This is a genomic window from Streptomyces actuosus (assembly GCF_016921115.1).
GTDB lineage: Bacteria > Actinomycetota > Actinomycetes > Streptomycetales > Streptomycetaceae > Streptomyces > Streptomyces actuosus_A.
The window spans coordinates 1-19741 of record NZ_JAFFZS010000032.1; the positions used below are offsets into that span (position 1 = coordinate 1).

The 19741-nt window shown below is 72.3% G+C and carries 16 protein-coding genes and 1 pseudogene; 6 read left to right on the plus strand and 11 right to left on the minus strand.

The genetic code is table 11. From position 1 onward, the window contains the following. Positions 1 to 704 (plus strand): elongation factor 1-alpha C-terminal domain-related protein (locus tag JS756_RS28560; protein ID WP_438817350.1); only part of this gene is annotated, 704 nt, incomplete at its 5' end. On the opposite strand, the gene JS756_RS28565 is transcribed toward JS756_RS28560, so the two are convergent. Together JS756_RS28565 and JS756_RS28570 are read right to left on the minus strand one after the other, a co-directional pair. Next, a complete protein-coding gene (locus tag JS756_RS28565; protein WP_205386127.1) occupies positions 688 to 3033 on the minus strand; it encodes a bifunctional salicylyl-CoA 5-hydroxylase/oxidoreductase in 2346 nt (781 codons plus the stop codon). The two genes, JS756_RS28560 and JS756_RS28565, sit on opposite strands and share 17 nt — an antisense overlap. 2 nt (positions 3034 to 3035) lie before the next feature. Further along, positions 3036 to 3863, minus strand: a complete 828-nt coding sequence (locus JS756_RS28570) for an enoyl-CoA hydratase family protein (RefSeq protein ID WP_205386128.1) — start codon at positions 3861 to 3863, stop codon at positions 3036 to 3038. 318 nt (positions 3864 to 4181) lie between these two features. On the opposite strand from JS756_RS28570, the gene JS756_RS28575 reads away from it, so the two are divergent. Continuing rightward, positions 4182 to 4634, plus strand: a complete 453-nt coding sequence (locus JS756_RS28575) for an ATP-binding protein (protein ID WP_205386129.1) — start codon at positions 4182 to 4184, stop codon at positions 4632 to 4634. On the opposite strand, the gene JS756_RS28580 is transcribed toward JS756_RS28575, so the two are convergent. The 6 genes from JS756_RS28580 to JS756_RS28605 form a co-directional block, all read right to left on the minus strand. Further along, positions 4594 to 6033, minus strand: coding sequence for an amino acid permease (locus JS756_RS28580; protein ID WP_205386130.1), 1440 nt, complete (start codon positions 6031 to 6033; stop codon positions 4594 to 4596). The two genes, JS756_RS28575 and JS756_RS28580, sit on opposite strands and share 41 nt — an antisense overlap. A 99-nt stretch (positions 6034 to 6132) precedes the next feature. Beyond that, complete coding sequence (gene argF, locus JS756_RS28585; protein WP_205386131.1) at positions 6133 to 7140, minus strand: ornithine carbamoyltransferase; 1008 nt, start codon at positions 7138 to 7140, stop codon at positions 6133 to 6135. A 99-nt stretch (positions 7141 to 7239) separates the two neighbouring features. Further along, positions 7240 to 8463 (minus strand): arginine deiminase, encoded by a 1224-nt coding sequence (locus JS756_RS28590; protein ID WP_205386132.1) that lies wholly within the window; start codon positions 8461 to 8463, stop codon positions 7240 to 7242. Between the two features lie 219 nt (positions 8464 to 8682). Then, a complete protein-coding gene (locus JS756_RS28595) occupies positions 8683 to 11226 on the minus strand; it encodes a polynucleotide kinase-phosphatase (protein ID WP_205386133.1) in 2544 nt (847 codons plus the stop codon). Next, positions 11223 to 12689 carry a 3' terminal RNA ribose 2'-O-methyltransferase Hen1 gene (locus JS756_RS28600; RefSeq protein WP_205386134.1) on the minus strand — a complete coding sequence of 489 codons (1467 nt, stop codon included), beginning with the start codon at positions 12687 to 12689 and terminating at the stop codon, positions 11223 to 11225. The genes JS756_RS28595 and JS756_RS28600 overlap by 4 nt, the downstream gene beginning before the upstream one ends. A gap of 215 nt (positions 12690 to 12904) precedes the next feature. After that, complete coding sequence (locus tag JS756_RS28605) at positions 12905 to 13726, minus strand: SDR family oxidoreductase (protein WP_205386135.1); 822 nt, start codon at positions 13724 to 13726, stop codon at positions 12905 to 12907. A 99-nt stretch (positions 13727 to 13825) separates the two neighbouring features. On the opposite strand from JS756_RS28605, the gene JS756_RS28610 reads away from it, so the two are divergent. Then, positions 13826 to 14245 carry a MarR family winged helix-turn-helix transcriptional regulator gene (locus JS756_RS28610; RefSeq protein WP_205386136.1) on the plus strand — a complete coding sequence of 140 codons (420 nt, stop codon included), beginning with the start codon at positions 13826 to 13828 and terminating at the stop codon, positions 14243 to 14245. Positions 14246 to 14614: 369 nt separating this feature from the next. Continuing rightward, on the plus strand, positions 14615 to 15151 hold the full coding sequence (locus tag JS756_RS28615; protein WP_205386137.1) for a hypothetical protein: 537 nt from the start codon (positions 14615 to 14617) through the stop codon (positions 15149 to 15151). A gap of 192 nt (positions 15152 to 15343) precedes the next feature. Here JS756_RS28615 and JS756_RS28620 read toward each other — a convergent pair whose 3' ends face one another. Next, a complete protein-coding gene (locus JS756_RS28620; protein ID WP_307791170.1) occupies positions 15344 to 16336 on the minus strand; it encodes an ArsR/SmtB family transcription factor in 993 nt (330 codons plus the stop codon). Positions 16337 to 16406: 70 nt separating this feature from the next. Between JS756_RS28620 and JS756_RS28625 the strand changes: the two genes are divergently transcribed. Both JS756_RS28625 and JS756_RS28630 read left to right on the plus strand, forming a co-directional pair. Then, positions 16407 to 17315, plus strand: coding sequence for an oxidoreductase (locus tag JS756_RS28625; RefSeq protein WP_205386138.1), 909 nt, complete (start codon positions 16407 to 16409; stop codon positions 17313 to 17315). 77 nt (positions 17316 to 17392) lie between these two features. Next, positions 17393 to 17614 (plus strand): annotated as a pseudogene (locus JS756_RS28630) (helix-turn-helix domain-containing protein); the annotation flags it as partial. Between the two features lie 103 nt (positions 17615 to 17717). Here the strand turns inward: JS756_RS28630 and JS756_RS28635 are convergent. Beyond that, the gene (locus JS756_RS28635; protein ID WP_205386139.1) at positions 17718 to 18641 is read right to left on the minus strand and encodes an LLM class F420-dependent oxidoreductase; all 924 of its coding nucleotides are present in this window, start codon (positions 18639 to 18641) and stop codon (positions 17718 to 17720) included. A 459-nt stretch (positions 18642 to 19100) separates the two neighbouring features. Then, positions 19101 to 19562 (minus strand): DUF6099 family protein, encoded by a 462-nt coding sequence (locus tag JS756_RS28640; protein ID WP_205386189.1) that lies wholly within the window; start codon positions 19560 to 19562, stop codon positions 19101 to 19103. Positions 19563 to 19741: the final 179 nt, after the last annotated feature.

Below are 19741 nucleotides of genomic sequence, written 5' to 3' on the forward strand. Positions count from 1 at the left end.
TGGGCGTTCCCGAAGTCACCGCGATCCCGATCTCGGCTCTCGAAGGTGACAACGTGGTGGAACCGTCCGCGAACATGGACTGGTACGGCGGCCCGACCGTACTGGAACACCTGGAGACCGTCCCCGTGGCCGCCGCCAGCCGGCCCGCGCCGTCCCGCCTGCCCGTCCAGTACGTCATCCGGCACGGCGGGCAGCGGCACTACGCGGGCCGGCTGGCGGCCGGGACCCTGCGCGTCGGCGATCGGGTCACCGTGCATCCGTCGGGTACGACGTCCGAGATCACCGGGATCGGCGTCCTCGGCACCGAGGTGACGGCCGCGCACGCGCCCCAGTCCGTCGCGATCCGCCTGGCCGACCAGCGGGACGTGGCACGCGGCGACCTGATCACGGCCGGGGCGGACACGCCGGTGCTGACCCAGGACGTGCGGGCGGCCGTCTGCCACCTGTCCGAACGCCCCCTGCGGGTCGGCGACCGGGTGCTGCTGCGGCACGGCACCCGCACGGTGCGGGCGATCGTGCGGGACCTGGCGGGTGCCGAGGAACTGGCCGTGAACGACCTGGGCCGCATCGCCCTGCGCACCGCCGAGCCGGTGCCGTTGGACGACTACGCCTCCTCGCGCAGCACGGGCGCGTTCCTGTTGATCGACCCGGTGGCCGGGGCGACGCTCACGGCCGGCATGGTCCAGCTCAGCTCCGCAGGGTGAGGCGGGGCCTGGGAGCGTCGGTGCGGCCGGTCCGCGGCGGCCTGTTGCCGGCCCGGTACGGTGCCGGCCAGGGGGCGCCCGGCCCCTCGTAGCCCTGCTCGGCGGCGGCGTGCAGCGTCCAGTGCGGGTCGTACAGGTGCGGGCGGGCCAGCGCGCACAGGTCGGCGCGTCCGGCGAGGATCAGGGAGTTGACGTCGTCCCAGGAGGAGATGGCGCCGACGGCGATCACCGGCACGCCCACCTCGTGCCGGATCCGGTCGGCGAACGGTGTCTGGTACGACCGCCCGAACTCGGGCTGCTCGTCGGCCACGACCTGGCCGGTGGACACGTCGACGGCGTCGGCGCCGTGCGCGGCGAACGCGCGGGCGATCCCGACGGCGTCCTCGGCGGTCGTGCCGCCCGGTGCCCAGTCGGTGGCGGAGATGCGCACGGTCATGGGCCGCTCGGCGGGCCAGACGGAGCGTACGGCGTCGAAGACCTCCAGCGGGAACCGCAGCCGGTTCGCCAGCGGGCCGCCGTAGGCATCGGTGCGGCGGTTGGTCAGCGGGGAGAGGAAGCCGGACAGCAGGTAGCCGTGGGCACAGTGCAGTTCGAGCAGATCGAAGCCGGCGCGGGCGGCCCGCGCGGCGGCGTCCGTGAACTGCTCGCGGATGTCGGTCAGCTGGGCCCGGGAGAGCTGCCGCGGAGTCTGGCTCCGCGGGGTGTACGGCAGCGGGGACGCGGCGGCGAGGGGCCAGTTGCCGTCCTCCAGCGGCTCGTCCATGCCCTCCCACATCAGCTTGGTCGAACCCTTGCGGCCGGAGTGGCCGAGTTGGACGCCGATCGCGGTGCCGGGGGACTGCGCGTGCACGAAGGCGGTGATCCGCTTCCAGGCCTCGGCCTGCCGGCCCGTGTACAGGCCGGTGCAGCCGGGCGTGATCCGCCCCTCCTCGCTGACGCACACCATCTCGGTCATCACCAGGCCCGCGCCGCCCAGCGCGCGGGCGCCCAGGTGGACGAGGTGGAAGTCGCCGGGGACGCCGTCGCGGGCGGAGTACATGTCCATGGGCGAGACGACGACGCGGTTGCGCAGGGTCAGGCCGCGCAGCCGGAACGGCGTGAACATCGGCGGGGTGCCCGGCGGGCAGCCGAACTCCCGCTCGACGGCGGAGGTGAACCGGGCGTCGCGCAGGCGGAGGTTGTCGTGGGTGACCCGGCGGGAGCGGGTGAGCAGATTGAAGGCGAACCGGCGGGGCGGCTGGTCGAGGTGGAGCGCCAGGTTCTCGAACCACTCCAGGCTGGCGCGGGCGGCGCGCTGGGTGGAGGCGACGACCGGTCTGCGCTCCTCCTCGTACGCCGCGAGTGCCGTCGGCAGGTCCGGCTGCTCCTGGAGGCAGGCGGCGAGCGCGAGGGCGTCCTCGACGGCGAGCTTGGTGCCGGAGCCGATGGAGAAGTGGGCGGTGTGGGCGGCGTCGCCGAGCAGGACGACGTTGCCGTGCGACCAGTGTTCGTTGACCACGGTGCGGAAGCGGGTCCAGGCGGACTTGTTGGAGCGCAGGGGGCGTCCGCCGAGGGCGTCCGAGAAGATCTTGGCGCAGCGTTCGATCGACTCCTGCGGGTCCGGTGCGTCGAAGCCGGCTGCACGCCACACCTCCTCGCGCATCTCGACGATCACGGTGGAGGCGTCGGCCGCGTAGGGGTATCCGTGCAGTTGCAGCACGCCGTGCTCGGTCTCGGCGATCTCGAAGCGGAACGCCTCGAAGGCGAAGTCGGCGGCGAGCCAGATGTAGCGGCAGCGGTGGCCGGTCACCTGTGGCCGGAAGTCCTGCGCGTAGGCCTCGCGGATGGTGCTGTGCACGCCGTCCGCGGCGACGACGAGGTCGTGGGACCGCGCCAGCAGATCGGGATCGGGGGCGGCGGTGCGGAAGCGGAGGTCGACGCCGAGTGCCGTGCAACGTGCGTGCAGGATCTCCAGGAGGCGCTTCCTGCCCAGGGCGGCGAATCCGTGGCCGCCGGAGGTGTGGCGGGTACCCCGGTGCACGATGTCGATGTCGTCCCAGCGGACGAAGTGCTCGGCCAGTGCTTCATGGACGGCCGGGTCGGCGTGCTCGATGCCGCCGAGGGTCTCGTCCGACAGCACGACCCCGAAGCCGAAGGTGTCGTCGGGGGCGTTGCGTTCGAAGACGGTGATCTCGCGGGCGGGGTCGAGGCGCTTGAGCAGGACGGCGGTGTAGAGGCCGCCCGGCCCGCCGCCGACGACGGCGACCCGCAGGGGGTGGCCGGTCCTGTCCGGCGGCTGCTCGTCTCGGGGGGCCGGTCGCGCGGTCCCCCGTTCCTGGGGCGTCGGCATGATCACCGCCCCCGCCACTTCGGGGGCCGCCGTTCGGTGAACGCCGCGTGGAACTCGGCGTAGTCCTCGCCGTTCATCAGCAGGGCCTGTGTGGAGGCGTCGAGTTCCACCGCCGCCGCCAGGGGCATGTCCAGCTCGGCAGTGAGCAGGGCCTTGGTCTGGGCGTGGGCCAGGGCCGGGCCCTCGGCCAGGCGGCGGGCCAGCCGCCGGGCCGCCTCGTCGGCACGGCCCTCCTCGGCCAGCTCGCTGATCAGGCCGATCCGCTCGGCCTCCGGGGCGCGGACCGGTTCGCCGAGCATGAGCAGGCGGGTGGCGTGGCCCAGACCGACGACCCGCGGCAGCAGGTAGGCGGCGCCCATGTCGCCGCCGGACAGGCCGACGCGGGTGAAGAGGAACGCGAACCGGGCCGAGGGGTCGGCGACCCGGAAGTCCGCCGCCAGGGCGAGGACGGCTCCGGCGCCCGCGGCCACGCCGTGCACGGCGGCGATCACCGGGAACGGGCACTCCCTCACCGCACGGACGACCTGGCCGGTCATCCGGTTGAAGTCGAGGAGCTGGGCGGTGTCCATGGACAGGGTCGCGCCGATGATCTCGTCGACGTCGCCGCCGGAGCAGAAGCCGCGCCCTTCGCCGGCCAGGACCAGGGCGCGCACGGACCGCTCCCGGGACAGTTCGGCGAGCAGGTCGCGCAGGTCGGCGTAGGCGCCGAAGGTGAGCGCGTTGAGTTTGTCGGGGCGGGCCAGGGTGACGGTGGCGACGCCGTCGGTACGGTCCACGCGCAGGTGCTGCCAGTCGGACGTGGGGGCGGCGGAACCGGTGAAGGGACTCATCAGGAGGGCCTCCCTCAAGCACGGTGACCCCTCGAAGTTATCACTCATTCGTGACTGTCGTCAGGATGGCGACACATGCTGGGCGTGATCCGGATGCCCCGGCGCTGTCACCGTGCGACCGGGATCCGCGTCACGATGTGACCGGGATCCGCCGGATCGTCGACAGACGGGTAACGGTGGGAGGGGTCGTGCGCGGCGGGCCGGCCGGGCGGGTAAGCCGCTGGATGCCGGGGCGAAGGTCCCGGGCGGTGCCCGTCGGACGGCTCTGCCGGAGGGCGCCGTACCATTCGTACGGTTGAAAGCAGGACAGCCTGCGCCATGAACGGACTCGCCTTGCACGAACGCCCCGCCCCCGCCGCCTCCTGGCGCATCGCGCTCCCGCACACCACTGCGGCCGTGCCGGTCGCCCGGGCGCTGGTCCGCACCGCGCTGGCCGAGCTGGAGCACGGGGCCGACTGCGACACCGCCGAGCTGCTGACCGCCGAGCTGGTGGCGAACGCGGTGGAGCACACGTCGGGCCGCTCGCCGATAGAGCTGGTCGTGGAGCTGCTGCCGAGCGGCTGCCAGGTCGAGGTGCACGACCCGGACCCGGCGCCGCCGGGCGATCTGACGGTCCCGGCCGGACCGGCGCCCGACCCGTGGCAGGAGCACGGGCGCGGCCTGCTGCTGATCCGCGCCCTGAGCGCGTCCTGCGGGCACCGCCCCACCGGGTCCGGCAAGGCGGTGTGGTTCAGACTTCCTGTGGTTCCCGCGCAGCGGCGTCCGGTGTGACGTCGCCGGCCGCGCGGACCAGCCGGGAGCGGCGGCGCCCGTAGGCCGCGTAGGCGGCGAGGCCGGCCAGCAGGAACACCGCGAACTGGATCCAGGCGGTCCAGCCGGTCTCGTACATCAGGTAGAGGCAGAAGCCGATACCCAGCACCGGCAGCGCCGGATACAGCGGCACCCGGAAGGTGCGCGGCAGTCCGGGCTCGCGGCGGCGCAGCGCGATGACGGCGACATTGACGACGGCCATGATCGCCAGGGTGCCGATGGTGCACAGACCGACCGCGGCGTCCAGCGAGGCGAACGCGGCCGGGACGGCGAACACGGCGGCGACGATCAGGGTGCCGGCGACCGGGGTCGCGGTGCGCGGGGAGACCCGCTCGAAGACCCGCGGGATCAGTCCGTCGCGGGACATGGACATCAGGATGCGGGTCTGGCCGTACATGACGGCGAGCACCACGGAGGCGATGGCCACGACCGCGCCGAAGGCGATGACACCGCCGCCGACCGCGGAGCCCGTGACCAGGTTCACGACGTAGGACAGGGCGGCGGGCCGGCCGCCGACCTCCCCGGCGCCGACCGCGCCGGTGGCGGCGAGGGCGACGGCGCAGTAGAGCAGGGTGACGACGCCCATGCAGACGAGGATCGCGACGGGGATGTCCCGCCGGGGGTTCCTGGCCTCCTCACCGGCGGTGGTGATGGCGTCGAAGCCGATGTAGGAGAAGAAGGCGGCCGTGGTGCCCGCGCCGATGCCGCCGAGTCCGGCCGGGGCGAACGGGGTGAGGTTGCCGTCCTTGAAGGCGCTGAAGCCGATCGCGCAGAAGACGAGGAGGATGACGAGCTTGATCGCGGCCATCGCGGCGGTCGCGCCGGCGCTCTCGCGCACCCCGCGCACCAGCAGCACGCACCCCAGGGCGATGACGATCACCGCGGGCAGGTTGACGAGGCCGCCGTCGCCGGGACCGGCGGAGAGGGCGACGGGCAGCTGCCATCCGACCAGGCTGTGCAGCAGCTCGTTGACGTACTGGCTCCAGCCGACCGCGACGGCCGAGATCGAGACGCCGTACTCCAGCAGCAGGCACCAGCCGACCAGGAAGGCGGTGGTCTCCCCCAGGCCGGCGTAGGCGAACGAGTACGACGACCCGGAGACCGGGATCGCGCCACCCAGCTCGGCGAACGAGAACGCGGTGAACACGCAGGTGATCGCGGCGAGGACGAAGGAGACGACGACGGCGGGCCCGGCCTGGGCGACCGAGTCGGACAGGCCGACGAAGATGCCGGTGCCGACGATCGCTCCGACGCCGAAGCAGATCAGCTGGAACAGACCCATGGTGCGGGCCAGGCCGTGGCCCTCGCGGTCGGCGCCGGATTCGGCGACGAGCAGGGCCGTGGACTTGATGCGGGGCATGCGGGTGGTGCTCGATTCTGGGGGCGGATGCGCCCGGGTCCGGGCGCGCGGCAGCCGCGGAAGGGGTGGCTCCGGGCCGCCGGACAGCATAAGGCCTGATCAGGCCAGTGTTGCCACCAAGATCGCCTTGATCGTGTGGAGCCGGTTCTCGGCCTCGTCGAAGACGACCGAGTGGACGGACTCGAAGACCTCGTCGGTCACTTCGAGGGCGTCCAGGCCGTGCCGCCGGTGGATCTCGCGGCCCACCTCGGTGCCCAGGTCGTGGAAGGCCGGCAGGCAGTGCAGGAACCTCACGTCCGGGTTGCCGGTGGCGCGCAGCACGTCCATGGTCACGGCGTACGGGGCGAGGGCGGCGATGCGCTCGTCCCAGACCTCCTTGGACTCGCCCATGGAGACCCACACGTCCGTGGCGACGAAGTCGGCGCCCGAGACGCCTTCGGCGACGTCCTCGGTGAGGGTGACGCGTGCGCCGCTCGTCTCGGCGAGCTCGCGCGCGGTGTCGACGACCTCCTGGGCGGGCCAGTAGGACTTCGGGGCGGCGATCCGCACGTCCATGCCGAGCAGGGCACCGGTGACCAGGTAGGAGTTGCCCATGTTGAAGCGGGCGTCGCCGAGGTAGGCGAACGCGATCTCCGTCAGCGGCCGGGCGCAGTGCTCGGTCATGGTGAGCACGTCGGCGAGCATCTGGGTGGGGTGCCAGTCGTCGGTGAGGCCGTTGTAGACGGGCACGCCCGCGTGTGCCGCCAGTTCCTCGACCTTGTCCTGGCTGTCCCCGCGGTACTCGATCCCGTCGAACATCCGACCCAGCACGCGGGCGGTGTCCCTGACCGACTCCTTGTGCCCGATCTGCGAGCCGGAGGGGTCGAGGTAGGTGGTGCGGGCGCCCTGGTCCGCGGCGGCGACCTCGAACGCGCAGCGGGTGCGCGTCGAGGTCTTCTCGAAGATCAGGGCGATGTTCCTGCCGCGCAGGTGCGGCGTCTCCGTCCCGGCCTTCTTGGCCGCCTTCAGTTCGGCGGCCAGCTCGATCAGGCCGCGGAACTCCTCGGCGGTGAAGTCCAGCTCCTTGAGGAAGGGGCGGCCGGCGAGGGCGGTCGGGACTGTCGCCATGAGGGCGCTCCAGAGGGGACGGGGAACCACGGACCGTGGAAGTCTATACGATCCTCAGCATTTATATACAGTCACGTCGACCGGGCCGCCCCGCCTCCGCTACACCGGGTCCCGCTCGACCGGGCAGCTCATGCAGCGCGGTCCGCCCCGGCCGCGCCCCAGCTCGCTGCCCGGGATCTCGATCACCTCGATGCCCTGCTTGCGCAGATGCGTGTTGGTGGTGGAGTTGCGCTCGTAGGCGACGACGACCCCGGGCTCGACGGCGAGGACGTTGCAGCCGTCGTCCCACTGCTCGCGCTCGGCGGCGTGCACGTCCTGGGTGGCGGTGAGCACCCGGATCTCACTCAGCCCGAGCGCGGCGGCGATCGCCCGGTGCATGTGCTCCGGCGGATGGTCGGTGACCTTCAGCTCCTTGTCCCCCGCGCCCGGCTCGATGGTGTACGAGCGGAGCATGCCGAGCCCGGCGTACTGGGTGAACACGTCGCCGTCGACCTGGGTCATCACGGTGTCGAGGTGCATCAGGGCCCGCCGCTTGGGCATGTCCAGCGCGACGATGGTCCGGGCCGACCCGGCCGCGAACAGTTTGTGCGCGAGCATCTCGACGGCCTGCGGCGTGGTGCGCTCGCTCATGCCGATGAGGACGGCGCCGTTGCCGATGACGAGGACGTCCCCGCCCTCGATGGTGGAGGGGTAGTCGGCCTGCCCCTGCGACCAGACGTGGAAGGACTCCTCGCGGAAGAGGGGGTGGTGGCGGTAGATCGCCTCGAAGTGGACGGTCTCGCGCTGACGGGCGGGCCAGCGCATCGCGTTGATGGACACGCCGTCGTAGATCCAGGCGGAGGTGTCGCGGGTGAAGAGGTGGTTGGGCAGCGGGTCGAGGAGGAAGTCGTCCAGCTCCATGGCGTGGAAGCGGACGGAGACCGGCTCCGCGTGCACGTCCAGGAACTCCCGCTTGGTCATGCCGCCGACCAGTGCCTCGGCCAGCTCGCGGGCGGGCAGGGTCTCGAAGGCGGCGCGCAGATGGTCGGTGGCGAGCGGACCGTACTCCTTCTCGTCGAAGACCCGGTCCAGGACCAGCGTCCGGGCCACCGGGATCTCCAGCGTCTCGGCGAGCAGGTCGCCGAAGAGGTGCACGGCGACGCCGCGGTCGCGCAGCACGTCCGCGAACCCGTCGTGCTCGGCGCGCGCCCGGCGCACCCACAGCACGTCGTCGAACAGGAGGGTGTCCTTGTTGCTGGGGGTGAGCCGTTTGAGCTCGAGATCGGGCCGGTGAAGGATCACGCGGCGCAGCCGCCCGGCCTCGGAGTCGACTTGGAATCCCATGTCTCCATCCTGGCCACCGCCGGCCGTCTTGACCCGTCACTCGCGCGTTTCTCCGGTCACTTGTTCTCGTCCCCTTGACGACAAAAGGGGGCGTGCCCCGTCGGCGGCCGGGCACCGCTGCCCCGCCCGCCGTCCGCCGCGAGGGCGGGCGCGGCGTGCGGCCGGCGCCCGGGGCCGATGGACGACGGGGGTGTCGTCGAGCCCCGGGCGCCGGATCGGTCACAGCCGCGGGTCCACCGGCTCCGACTCCAGAGCCAGCACCGCGAACACGGCCTCGTGGACCCGCCACAGCGGCTCGCCCGCCGCCAGCCGGTCCAGTGCCTCCAGACCGAGGGCGTACTCGCGGACGGCCAGGGACCGCTTGTGGTTCAGGGACCGCTGCCGGAGCCGGGCCAGGTTGTCCGGGCGGGTGTATTCCGGGCCGTAGATGATCCGCAGGTACTCGCGGCCCCGGCACTTGACGCCGGGCTGCGCCAGGCGCCCCTCGGGACCGCGCACCAGCGCGCCGAGCGGCTTGACGACCATGCCCTCGCCGCCGCGACCGGTCATCTCCAGCCACCAGTCGACGCCGGCCCGCACCGACTCCGGGTCCCCGGTGTCGACGTAGAGGCGGCGGGTGGTCTGCAGCAGGCCGGTGGAGTCGTGCTCCACCAGCCGGTCCAGCAGCGCCAGCTGCTCGTCGTGCGGCAGCGCGGCGAGGCTGCGGCCCTCGACGGCCAGCAGCTGGAACGGCGCCAGGCGCACACCGTCCAGGCCGTCCGTGCTCCAGCAGTAGCGGCGGTAGGCGGCCGTGAACGCGTCGGCGTCCGCGGTCCGCTCGCGGTGCCGGGCCGCCAGCGCCTCCACGTCGACGCCCCGCGCAGCGGCGCTCTCCAGCGCGGCCAGCGCGCCGGGAAGCACCGCCGCGGAGGCGGCGCCGACCGCCGCGTACTGGGTGCGCAGCAGCCCGGACGCCTTCAGCGACCAGGGCATCAGCTCGGCGTCCAGCAGCAGCCAGTCGGTGTCGAGCTCCTGCCACAGCCCGGCGTCGCCGGCCGCGGTCCGCAGCCGGCCGAGGATCTCCTCGGTCACGGCGTCGTCGTCGAAGAACGGGCGCCCGGTACGGGTGTACAGGGCCCCGGTGCGGCCGTCGGCACCGAACCGCTTCGCGGCCACGTCCGCGTCCCGGCACACCAGCGCCACCGCCCGCGAGCCCATGTGCTTCTCCTCGCACACGACCCGCTCCACACCGTCCCGCGCGTAGCTCGCGAACGCCTCCGCCGGGTGCTCCAGGTAGCCCTCCACCCGGCTGGTGGCGGTCGGAGCCATCGTCGGCGGCAGGTACGGCAGCAGCCGCGGGTCCACCGCGAAGCGGCTCATGACCTCCAGCGCCGCCGCCGCGTTCTCCTCCCGGACCGCGACGCGGCCGGCGTGCCGGGTCTCCACGACCCGGCGGCCGTGCACGTCCGCCAGGTCCAGCGGACGGCCGTCGTGCCCGCCCGGGGCCTCCGCGCGCAGCGGCTTGACCGGCTCGTACCACACCCGCTCGGCCGGTACGTCGACGAGTTCACGCTCCGGCCAGCGCAGTGCGGTCAGCCTGCCGCCGAAGACGGCACCGGTGTCCAGGCAGATGGTGTTGTTCAGCCAGGTGGCCGTCGGCACCGGCGTGTGCCCGTAGACGACCGCCGCCCGGCCGCGGTAGTCCTCCGCCCACGGGTAGCGCACGGGCAGCCCGAACTCGTCGGTCTCGCCGGTGGTGTCGCCGTACAGGGCGTGCGAGCGGACCCGGCCGGAGGTGCGGCCGTGGTACTTCTCCGGCAGGCCGGCGTGGCAGACGACGAGCTTTCCGCCGTCGAGGACGTAGTGGCTGACCAGCCCCTCGACGAACTCCCTCACCTCTTGCCGGAACTCCTCGCTCTCGCCCTCCATCTGCGCGACCGTCTCGGCGAGCCCGTGGGTGAGCCGGACCGTACGGCCCCGCAGGTGACGTCCGTACTTGTTCTCGTGGTTGCCGGGCACGCACAGCGCGTTGCCCGACTTCACCATGGACATCACGCGGCGCAGCACTCCGGGGCTGTCCGGGCCGCGGTCGACGAGGTCGCCGACGAAGACGGCCGTACGGCCCTCGGGGTGGACTCCGTCGGCATAGCCCAGCGTGGCCAGGAGCGACTCCAGTTCGGCGGAGCAGCCGTGGACGTCGCCGATGATGTCGAACGGGCCGGTCAGGTGGGTGAGGTCGTTGAAGCGCTTCTCGGTGACGACGGTGGCGGCGGCGACCTCGTCGGCGCCGCGCAGGACGTGCACCTTGCGGAAGCCCTCACGCTCCAGATGCCGCAGGGAACGGCGCAGTTCGCGGATGTGCCGCTGGATCACCCGGCGCGGCATGTCGGCCCGGTCCGAGCGGCCGGCGTTGCGCTCGGCGCACACCTCCTCCGGCACGTCCAGTACGACGGCGATGGGCAGCACGTCGTGCTGCCGGGCCAGGTCGACCAGCCGGCGCCGGGCGTCCTGCTGCACGCTCGTGGCGTCCACGACGGTGCGGCGGCCGGCGGCCAGCCGCTTGCCGGCGATGTAGTACAGGACGTCGAAGGCGTCGCCGCTCGCGCTCTGGTCGTTCTCGTCGTCGCTGACCAGGCCGCGGCAGAAGTCGGAGGAGATCACCTCGGTCGGCTTGAAGTGGCGCCGGGCGAAGGTCGACTTGCCCGAGCCGGACGCACCGACGAGGACGACGAGGGAGAGGTCGGTGACGGGCAGGACGCGTCCCTGCTCCGGTGTGCCGGTCATGCCGCCTTCGCCTCCTTGTTGTCGTTCCTCTGGCCGAAGACGGCCATCTGCGTGGGTGGGCCCACCTCGGGGTCCTCGGGGCCCACGGGCCTGAACTCGACGTCGTAGCCGTGCCGTTCGGCGACGGCAACGGCCCAGGCGCGGAACTCCTCACGGGTCCACTCGAAACGGTGGTCGCCGTGCCGGACGTGACCGGCCGGCAGGGTCTCCCAGCGCACGTTGTACTCGACGTTGGGGGTCGTCACGACGACGGTGCGCGGCCGGGCCGCGCCGAAGACCGCGTACTCCAGGGCGGGCAGCCGCGACAGGTCGAGGTGCTCGATCACCTCGCAGAGCACGGCGGCGTCGTACCCCTTGAGCCGGCGGTCGGTGTAGGCGAGCGAGCCCTGCACCAGCCTCACCCGGGAGGACTGCCGTTCGCCCATGCGGTCCAGCTTCAGCCGCCGGCCGGCGATGGTGAGCGCCCGCATCGACACGTCCACCCCGACGATCTCGGTGAACGCCGGCTCCTTCAGCAGCGCCTGCACCAACTGGCCCTGCCCGCAGCCCAGGTCGAGCACCCTGGCGGCACCCGACGCACGCAGCTCCGCGAGGATCGCCTCCCGCCGCTGCACGGCGAGCGGGGCCGGCTTCTCCTCGTGCTCGGTCTCCGCCTCCACCGCGTTGTCGATCTCCTCGACGTCGCTGTCGTCGGCCTCGGCGAGCCGGACCAGTTCGAGCCGCTCCATCGCCCGGCGGGTCAGGGACCAGCGCCGCGAGAGGTAGCGGCTGGTGATCAGCTTCTGCTCGGGGTGCGCCGGCAGCCAGCCCTCGCCGGCCCGCAGCAGCTTGTCGACCTCGTCGGGCGCGACCCAGTAGTGCTTGGCGTCGTCGAGGACGGGCATCAGCACGTACAGGTGGCGCAGCGCCTCGGCCAGGGTCAGCGTGCCGGACTCCAGGACGAGGTGGACGTAGCGCGAGTCGCCCCACTCCGGGAACGCGGCATCCAGCGGCACGGCCTCGGCGGTGACCGCCCAGCCGAGCGGTCCGAACAACCGGCGCACCAGGTCCGGGCCGCCCCGGGCCGGCAGCGCGGGCACCTCGACGCGCAGCGGCCGGGCCCGGCCGGGCAACTCGGGCCGGGCGTGGCAGACCCCGCGCATGGCGGTTCCGAACACGCCGCTCAGCGCCACCGCGAGCAGCGACGACGCCGCGTACGGGCGGTCGTTGACGTACTGCGCGAGCGCCGCGTCGGGTGCGCCGCCACGGCCCTTGCCCTTCCCCCGCCGCACCAGCGCCACCGCGTCGACCTCCAGCAGCAGCGCCGCGGTGCAGCGCCGGGCATCGGCCTCGGGACAGAAGACGTGCGCGGTGCCGTGGGACAGAGTGGCCGAGAACGGGTTGTCAGGATGCTTGTGGAGAAGGAAGCCCAGGTCGGTTGCGGGATTCGTCTCGTCGCCGGTCGTGGAGATCGTCAGGAACACACGACCGAGTATGGACACGACCCGCCCCTCGGCGGTACTGGTTTACCTGCGACGACGGAGCATCCCGCCCCGTTCGGCGACCGTCTTGGCCGCAGTGCCCGGACGGCTCGGCCGCGACGCTCGTCGTACGCCCGCACGGGCCCGGGAGAGGCCGGCACGGCCGGGCCACGCGCCCGAGCGCGACGTATCGTTCGACGGCGCCGTCGAAGATCAGGTCAGGCGACCCACGTGCCGGTCAGGGTCTGCACGGCCGAGCCGTCGAGGTCCTTCAGCTTCGTCCCCGCGAAGGCCCGCGCCGCGTCGGAGGTGAGCACCCGGAACGCGGGACGTTCGGCCGAGAGCAGGGCGACCATCTGCGCCGCCACGTCCTGCGGGGTCTGGGCTCCGCTGAAGGCACCGCGGGTGCGCTCCAGGTAGGCGGACAGCGCCGGCGCGTACCGCCCGGCCTGCTCCAGCACGTCCTCCGCCACACCCACGTTGCTGACGAACTCACTGGCCACCGCGCCCGGTTCGACCACACTGACGGACACACCGACGGTGGCCGCGACGGGCGCGAGGGACTCCATGAAGCCCTCGACCGCGAACTTGGCCGCGCAGTAGGCCTCGTTGAAGGGCTGGCCGACCACGCCGCCGACGCTGGTCACGGTCAGCACGCGCCCCTTGCCCGCCCGCAGCAGCGGCAGAGCCGCCTTCGTCACGTGCAGCACGCCGAAGAAGTTGACCTCCATCACGGCGCGCACGTCCGCGACGCTCTCCTGCTCCAGGGTGCCGACATGGCCCGCGCCCGCGTTGTTGACCAGCGCGTCCAGCCGGTCGAGGCCCGCCAGGCACGCCTCGACCGTGGCCGGGTCGGTCACGTCCAGGGGACGGACGTCGAGGTCGACGCCGGCCTCCTCGGCGGCCGCCAGCAGCGGCCCCGCCTTGGCGGTGTCGCGCATGGTGGCGATCACATGCCAGCCGGCACGTGCCGCGGCCACGGCGGTGGCCAGGCCGATACCGGAGGAGGTGCCGGTGATCAGGACGGTCTTGGTGCTCATCGCGATGCCCCTCATTCACTCATGCTTCATTATTAATATGAATCATAACTATGCTGCACCATATTCGGTCGCGTCAAGCACATCGCTACGCTGGGCACCATGTCCAACCCATCGGATGAGCTCACCAAGCAGATCGTCGGCCTTTTCGCGGCCGTCAACCGCCGCTACACCCAGGAGGCCGAGGCCGCCGCGGCGGCCCACGAGCTGACGCCGCTCCAGGCCAAGGCCCTGCTCGCCGCCGGGGACCCCGTCCCGACACGCCACATCGCCGACCGGCTGCATGCGGAGCCGTCCAATGTGACCGTGATCGTCGACCGACTGGAGTCCCGCGGCCTGGTCGAGCGCAGCCCCGATCCCGACGACCGCCGCGTGAAGCGGGTCGCCGCCAGTGCGGCAGGCCGGACGGTCGCCGCCGACCTGCGCGCGCGTATGCCGTTCGCGGCCGAGCCCCTGGCCCGGCTCACCACGCCGCAACGGGAGACGCTCCGCGAGCTGCTGCAGCTGATCCTGGAGACGTGACGGCCCCGGGGCGGCCGGGGGCTCCGACGGCCGATGCAGTTGCTCTTGAGCTGCGGAGGTCGTTGCCCCGCGCGTGACGGACGGCTCGTGCCCGTCGATCGCGCGACCAGGCAGGGAGGTCCGTCTCCGGGCCGCACGGGAAGGCCGCTCCCTGCCCGAGCACGTGATCCACCGCGTCATGCCTGCTGCCCGCCTCCTCACCGAGCAGCCGCCACCGATCCGCCGAGGAGCCGCGCCGGCCATGACCGGTACGCACCCTGACCCCCTTTGGAACACAAGAACCACGCCCGCCCGCGTGGCACCAGGGAACATGACGCCAAGCGGGTGAGCATGTGCCGACCCAGTCCTCATCCCTACCGAGGCGATGCGATGCCCGACCGCGCCGACCCTGTCCCTCACGAGGACCTCGCGCCAGGGGGAATCCTCCGGTACCAGCCGCCGAAGCAGTGGCTGTTCAGCGGCATCTACGGGCTGGTGCTGGCCAGCGCCGTCGTGGCCGCGCTGGATGCGACGGGCGAGAAGGCCGAGCCCGGTCCGGACGCGCTGTGGGTACTGCTCACCGCGCTGGCGTCGAGCGCCGCCCACGGGTACGCGCACGTCATCGCCCAGCGTGCGTCCGTCGACGGAGCAGCCACCACGACCAGACTGCGGTCGGTGCTCGCCGAGTGGCCACTGGTCGCCGCCGTGCTGCCCACGGTGGGGATGCTGCTTGCCGCGGTGGCCGGGTGGTGGGCGGAGGCCACGGCCGTGGACGCGGCCCTGCTGTTCAACAGCGTCGCCTTGTTCAGCTTGGGCACGTCGGCCGCCCGCGCCGCCGGGCAGGGATGGCCGTCCTCGTGCCGGGCAGGAGGCCTGGACATGCTCATCGGCCTGGTGATCATCGTCGCGAATGCCCTGATCCATTAGCGACCGCCGCCAAGCTCGCCCGTTCCTTCGCCGAGGCGGGCGGGAGGCATGCGCACAGCCGGGCCGCTGGGCCCACAACCCGACCGCGAAGCCGAAGAGCACCGCCGGGCTGGAAGACCGGTGCTGTTGAGCGACGGACGCCGGCGCCGAGTGGTCGGCTCCGGAAGTCCTCCGGGGTTGACGTCTGGTGCTTCAGGTCGACGAGGCTTTGAGGAGGGTTTCGGCGGCAGCGGTGCGAGCGTAGAGGACGGAACGGCCGGCGCGGTGGGCGCTGACCAGACCCGCGTCGCGCAGAGCCGTGAGGTGTTGGGATACCCCGGCCGGGGAGAGCCCGGTCCGGCGGGCCAGTTCTGTGGTGGAGGCCGGGGTCTCCAGTTCGGTCAGCAGCAGAGTGCGTGAGCGGCCGAGGACGGGGCTGAGGACGCAGGTTCCGATGGCAGGCCGAGTCTCCCACAGCGTCCCGACGCCGCGGGCTGGATAGGCGAGTTGTGGCGGGTCCGGTGGTCGCACCCGGGTGCGCAGACCGGGGCCGGTGAACGCGGACGGGATCAGCAGCAGTCCCGCGCCTGCGGACTGGCGGGGCATGCTTCGTTTCCGGCGGATCAGTCTGAGCGCGTTGTCGTCCCAGCTCACCGAGGTGTGCAGGTCGTTGAAGAGGTGACCCACGCCGTGCTCGGCGACTGTGCGGACCCGGTGGAGGATGTCGGCGTCCAATACAGCCCTGATCCGCGCCCAGTAAGGGGCGAGCGCCAACTCCCAGTATGTTCCGATCTCGTGTGTGACCTTGGCCAGGCGGGAGGTTGGGTCGGCGTGGAGGCTCGACAGGCGTGGGCCGAGATGTCCCTGGTGGCGGGCGAGGTGGTCGAGGTCCTGGCGTACCCGGTCGGCGGGCGAGGCCAAGATCGCATCACACTCCGCCGCCGGTGTGGGGGCCGGTCGAGCGGGGGCCGGGTTGAGGAAGTCGGGCACGTAGCCGGAGGGGCCGATCAGCTCGGCAAGCCATCCTCGGTCCAGGCCGACAGCCATCACGCGTGGCCGTACCTGCTCGATCCAGGGCCGGTGGACCGGGTGCGCGGCGTCCGACGTCAGCAGCCGGAAGCTGGGCGCGACCTCCCACATCGGCGAGATCGCGAACCGCACTTTCGCGAGATCGTTCGCTGAGAACGCCAGCTCTGCCACGACAATCGCCTCTCGACGGATTCAGGCATGCCTTAAACAATGGCTGGTCAGGCTACCGTGCGCTGATCATCCCACTATGACCTCACAGACGATCACCGCAGCGGCATCGGGCACCTGGAAACTCGGCGACCGCACAGTCAACCGGGTCGGCTTCGGCACGATGCGCCTCACCCAGTACGGCGAGGCGTTCGCGCCCAACGCCGTCCCGCGCGACCGCGACCAGGCGATCAAGGTGCTGCGCAAGGCGGTCGAGCTCGGCGTGAACCACATCGACACCGCCGCGTTCTACTTCTCTTCGCTGCGCTCCGCCAACGAGCTGATCAACCGAGCCCTCGCGCCCTACCCGGACGATCTCGTCATCGCCACCAAGGTCGGGCCCGGCCGCGATCCCTCAGGTGCCTGGCTGCCGCACGCCACCCCCGAGCAGCTGCGCGGCCAGGTCGAGGAGAACCTGCGCCAGCTCGGCCGCGACCACCTCGACCTGGTCAACCTGCGCATCGTTGGCACCGATTCCATCGCCGACCGCTTCGGCGCGCTCGCCGAACTGCGCGACGCCGGACTCATCCGCCACCTCGGCCTGTCCAACGTCCGCCCCCACCACCTCACCGAGGCCCAAGCCATCGCACCGGTGGTCTGCGTCCAGAACATGTACGGCATCGGCGCATCGCCCGAGCAGGAGGAGCTCCTGCTCATCTGTGGTGGACAGCGCATCGCGTTCGTGCCGTTCTACTCGATCGCCGGCAGCGGGCGCACGGCCGGTGCCCCTACGAACGACAGCAGCAAGGTGCACGCCATCGCCCGCGTCCGGGGGGTGAGCACAGCCCAGGTCCGGCTGGCGTGGACGCTGCACCGCGGCCCTCACGTCCTGGCCATTCCCGGCACCGGCGACCTCGACCACCTCGCTCAGAACGTGGCGGCCGGCTCTCTGCGCCTTTCCGAGGACGAACTGGCCGACCTGGACTCCCTTCACCACACAACCGCGTGATCAAGTCATCCCGATCACTTCGTGGCCCGCTTCTCCTGATCGGACTGCCTGCCGTGCCCGCTGCCGCCGTCTGCCCGATGTCGCTGACCGCCTCGCCGAGGCACCGACTGAAGGACGTGGACTACGGCCACAAGACCGGGCATCGGCTGCGGGTGCGCGCGCAGCTGGTCCTGCACGCGGCACGCGGACGCTCCGACGCGCGCATCGCCGCGGAGACAGGGCTGCACGTCGACACCGTGCGCCGCCGGCGGGACCGATGTGTCGAGGCGGCGGGCCGGCCCGGGCTCAAGGACCGTCAACGCTCCGGCCGTTTGTCGTCGTTCACACAGCGGCAGGCAGCCCAGGCCGCGGCGGAGGCCGCCCGCTCCGGCGGTCGCCCTGCCGCGGCCGGGGGCACCGTCCTCAGGAGAGCTGGGACTGGACCTGCGCGGAGATCAGCTCCAGGTGGTCCAGGTCGGTCAGGTCCAGGACCTGGAGGTAGATCCGCTGCGAACCGATCTCCGCATACCGGCCGATCTTGTCGACGACCTCGGCGGGCGTGCCGGCCAGGCCGTTGGCCTTCAGCTCGTCGACCTCCCGCCCGATCGCGGCGGCGCGGCGGGCGACCTCGGCGTCGTCCCGGCCGACGCAGACCACGAGGGTGTTGGACAGGACGAGAGCGCCGGATCCGCGGCCGGCTTCCTTCGCCGCCGCGCGCACCCGGCCGAACTGGCGCTCGCTGTCCTCGATCGAGCCGAACGGCATGTTGAACTCGTCCGCATAGCGGGCGGCGAGTCGCGGAGTGCGCGCGGCGCCGTGGCCGCCGATCAGCACCGGGACCTTCCGCTGGGCGGGCTTGGGCAGCGCGGGCGAGTCGGTGAGCTGGTAGTGCCGGCCGTGGAAGTCGTAGGTCTTGCCGACCTCGGTCTGCCACAGGCCGGTGACGATCTCCAGCTGCTCCTCCAGGCGAGCGAACCTCTCCTTGGGGAAGGGGATGCCGTACGCCGCGTGCTCCTCCGCGAACCAGCCTGCCCCGAGGCCCAGTTCGATGCGGCCGCCGGACATCTGGTCGACCTGGGCGACCTGGACGGCGAGGACGCCGGGCAGCCGGAAGGTCGCGGCGGTCATGAGTGTGCCGAGCCGGATGCGCCGCGTCTCGCGGGCGAGACCGGCGAGGGTGATCCAGGCGTCCGTGGGGCCGGGCAGGCCGTCGACGGACCCCATCTTCAGGTAGTGGTCGGAGCGGAAGAAGGCGTCGAACCCGAGGTCCTCGGTAGCCTTCGCCACGGCGAGCAGCGTGTCATAGGTGGCCCCCTGCTGGGGCTCGGTGAAGATGCGAAGATCCATGCCTTCCATCCTGCACGTCGCGATCAGGCCCCCTCCCACCCGGCCTCGCGCCCCGGTCGGACGAAGATCGTCAACCCCGTGCACGGGGCCCGTGCGGGCCAGTGACCCGGTCCGACGGTGATCGTTGGCTCGTGGGGAGCCGGACCGCCCGGCACCCGCGCCGGCGGTCGCTGCCGGAGTGGCGTCCGCGCCGGCCTCCCGGGGGCCGGGGCCGACGAGGCCGTCATGTCCGAGGAAGCCGTGCCGCAACGGGGCGGAGCTCCGCCCAGCCGATGGGGCTGCTGCAGCAGACGGAGGAACCGATGGCGGCGCTGAACGCCGACCTGTCCGCCCTGGACGCGGACCTCCAGTCGGCGGAGACGGCGGCCGAGGGGACCGACGCGGGCTGAGCGGGCGCGGCCGCCGAGGGGCCGGGCCGGCGGAAGACACCGGGACGTCGCCGCGTCGGTGGCCGTGCGTTCATCGTTCCGGCAGCGCCTCCTCGCGGGCCGCCAGTTTGCGCAGCATCTCCAGGACGCGGTCCCGGGACTCGTCGGCCGCGTCGATCGCCTCCATGCACTGCCAGTACCTCGCCTCGTCGTCCGCCCCGCTGGCGACTCCGACGAGGGCGATACCGACCTCGCCGAGAAGGCTGCCGAGGGCGAGCAGGGCCTGACGGGCGTCGTCCAGTTCGGTGAGCTGGGCGGCACGCAGGGCGCCGGGGCCGAGGTCGGGGATGTCCAGGACTCCGCAGCCGCGACCGGCGAGTTCGGTCAGTCCCAGGGCCTCGCCGCGTAGTTCGGGTGGGCCGGAGACGGCCAGTCGGCTGCCGATCGCCTGGGCCAGCGCCTGTGCCTGCCACACCTCCGTCAGCGTCCCGGACATCTCACTGCTCGCCGCGAGCGCCTGCCTGCTCGTCAGAATGAGCCGCACCGCGTCCATGCGCCGCCCCCGTCCGTCACTGACGTACTCCGCGCACGTCACCACCTGAACTCCTTTGTCCACTACCCAGAGTGAGTGCAGGCGTGACGAAAAGCCAGAGGAAGACGGAAATCTCTGGACAACGAATCGGTTTCGGGCGGTTGAACGAACACGGAGGGTGAGAGTGGAGGATATCGCTC

Coding starts and splice junctions, on each gene's coding strand:
- JS756_RS28565 (WP_205386127.1), bottom strand. CDS start 3,033: ATGCCGACGCCCCAGGAACGGGGGACCGCGCGACCGGCCCCCCGAGAC.
- JS756_RS28570 (WP_205386128.1), bottom strand. CDS start 3,863: ATGAGTCCCTTCACCGGTTCCGCCGCCCCCACGTCCGACTGGCAGCAC.
- JS756_RS28575 (WP_205386129.1), top strand. CDS start 4,182: ATGAACGGACTCGCCTTGCACGAACGCCCCGCCCCCGCCGCCTCCTGG.
- JS756_RS28580 (WP_205386130.1), bottom strand. CDS start 6,033: ATGCCCCGCATCAAGTCCACGGCCCTGCTCGTCGCCGAATCCGGCGCC.
- argF (WP_205386131.1), bottom strand. CDS start 7,140: ATGGCGACAGTCCCGACCGCCCTCGCCGGCCGCCCCTTCCTCAAGGAG.
- JS756_RS28590 (WP_205386132.1), bottom strand. CDS start 8,463: ATGGGATTCCAAGTCGACTCCGAGGCCGGGCGGCTGCGCCGCGTGATC.
- JS756_RS28595 (WP_205386133.1), bottom strand. CDS start 11,226: ATGACCGGCACACCGGAGCAGGGACGCGTCCTGCCCGTCACCGACCTC.
- JS756_RS28605 (WP_205386135.1), bottom strand. CDS start 13,726: ATGAGCACCAAGACCGTCCTGATCACCGGCACCTCCTCCGGTATCGGC.
- JS756_RS28610 (WP_205386136.1), top strand. CDS start 13,826: ATGTCCAACCCATCGGATGAGCTCACCAAGCAGATCGTCGGCCTTTTC.
- JS756_RS28615 (WP_205386137.1), top strand. CDS start 14,615: ATGCCCGACCGCGCCGACCCTGTCCCTCACGAGGACCTCGCGCCAGGG.
- JS756_RS28625 (WP_205386138.1), top strand. CDS start 16,407: ATGACCTCACAGACGATCACCGCAGCGGCATCGGGCACCTGGAAACTC.
- JS756_RS28635 (WP_205386139.1), bottom strand. CDS start 18,641: ATGGATCTTCGCATCTTCACCGAGCCCCAGCAGGGGGCCACCTATGAC.
- JS756_RS28640 (WP_205386189.1), bottom strand. CDS start 19,562: ATGGACGCGGTGCGGCTCATTCTGACGAGCAGGCAGGCGCTCGCGGCG.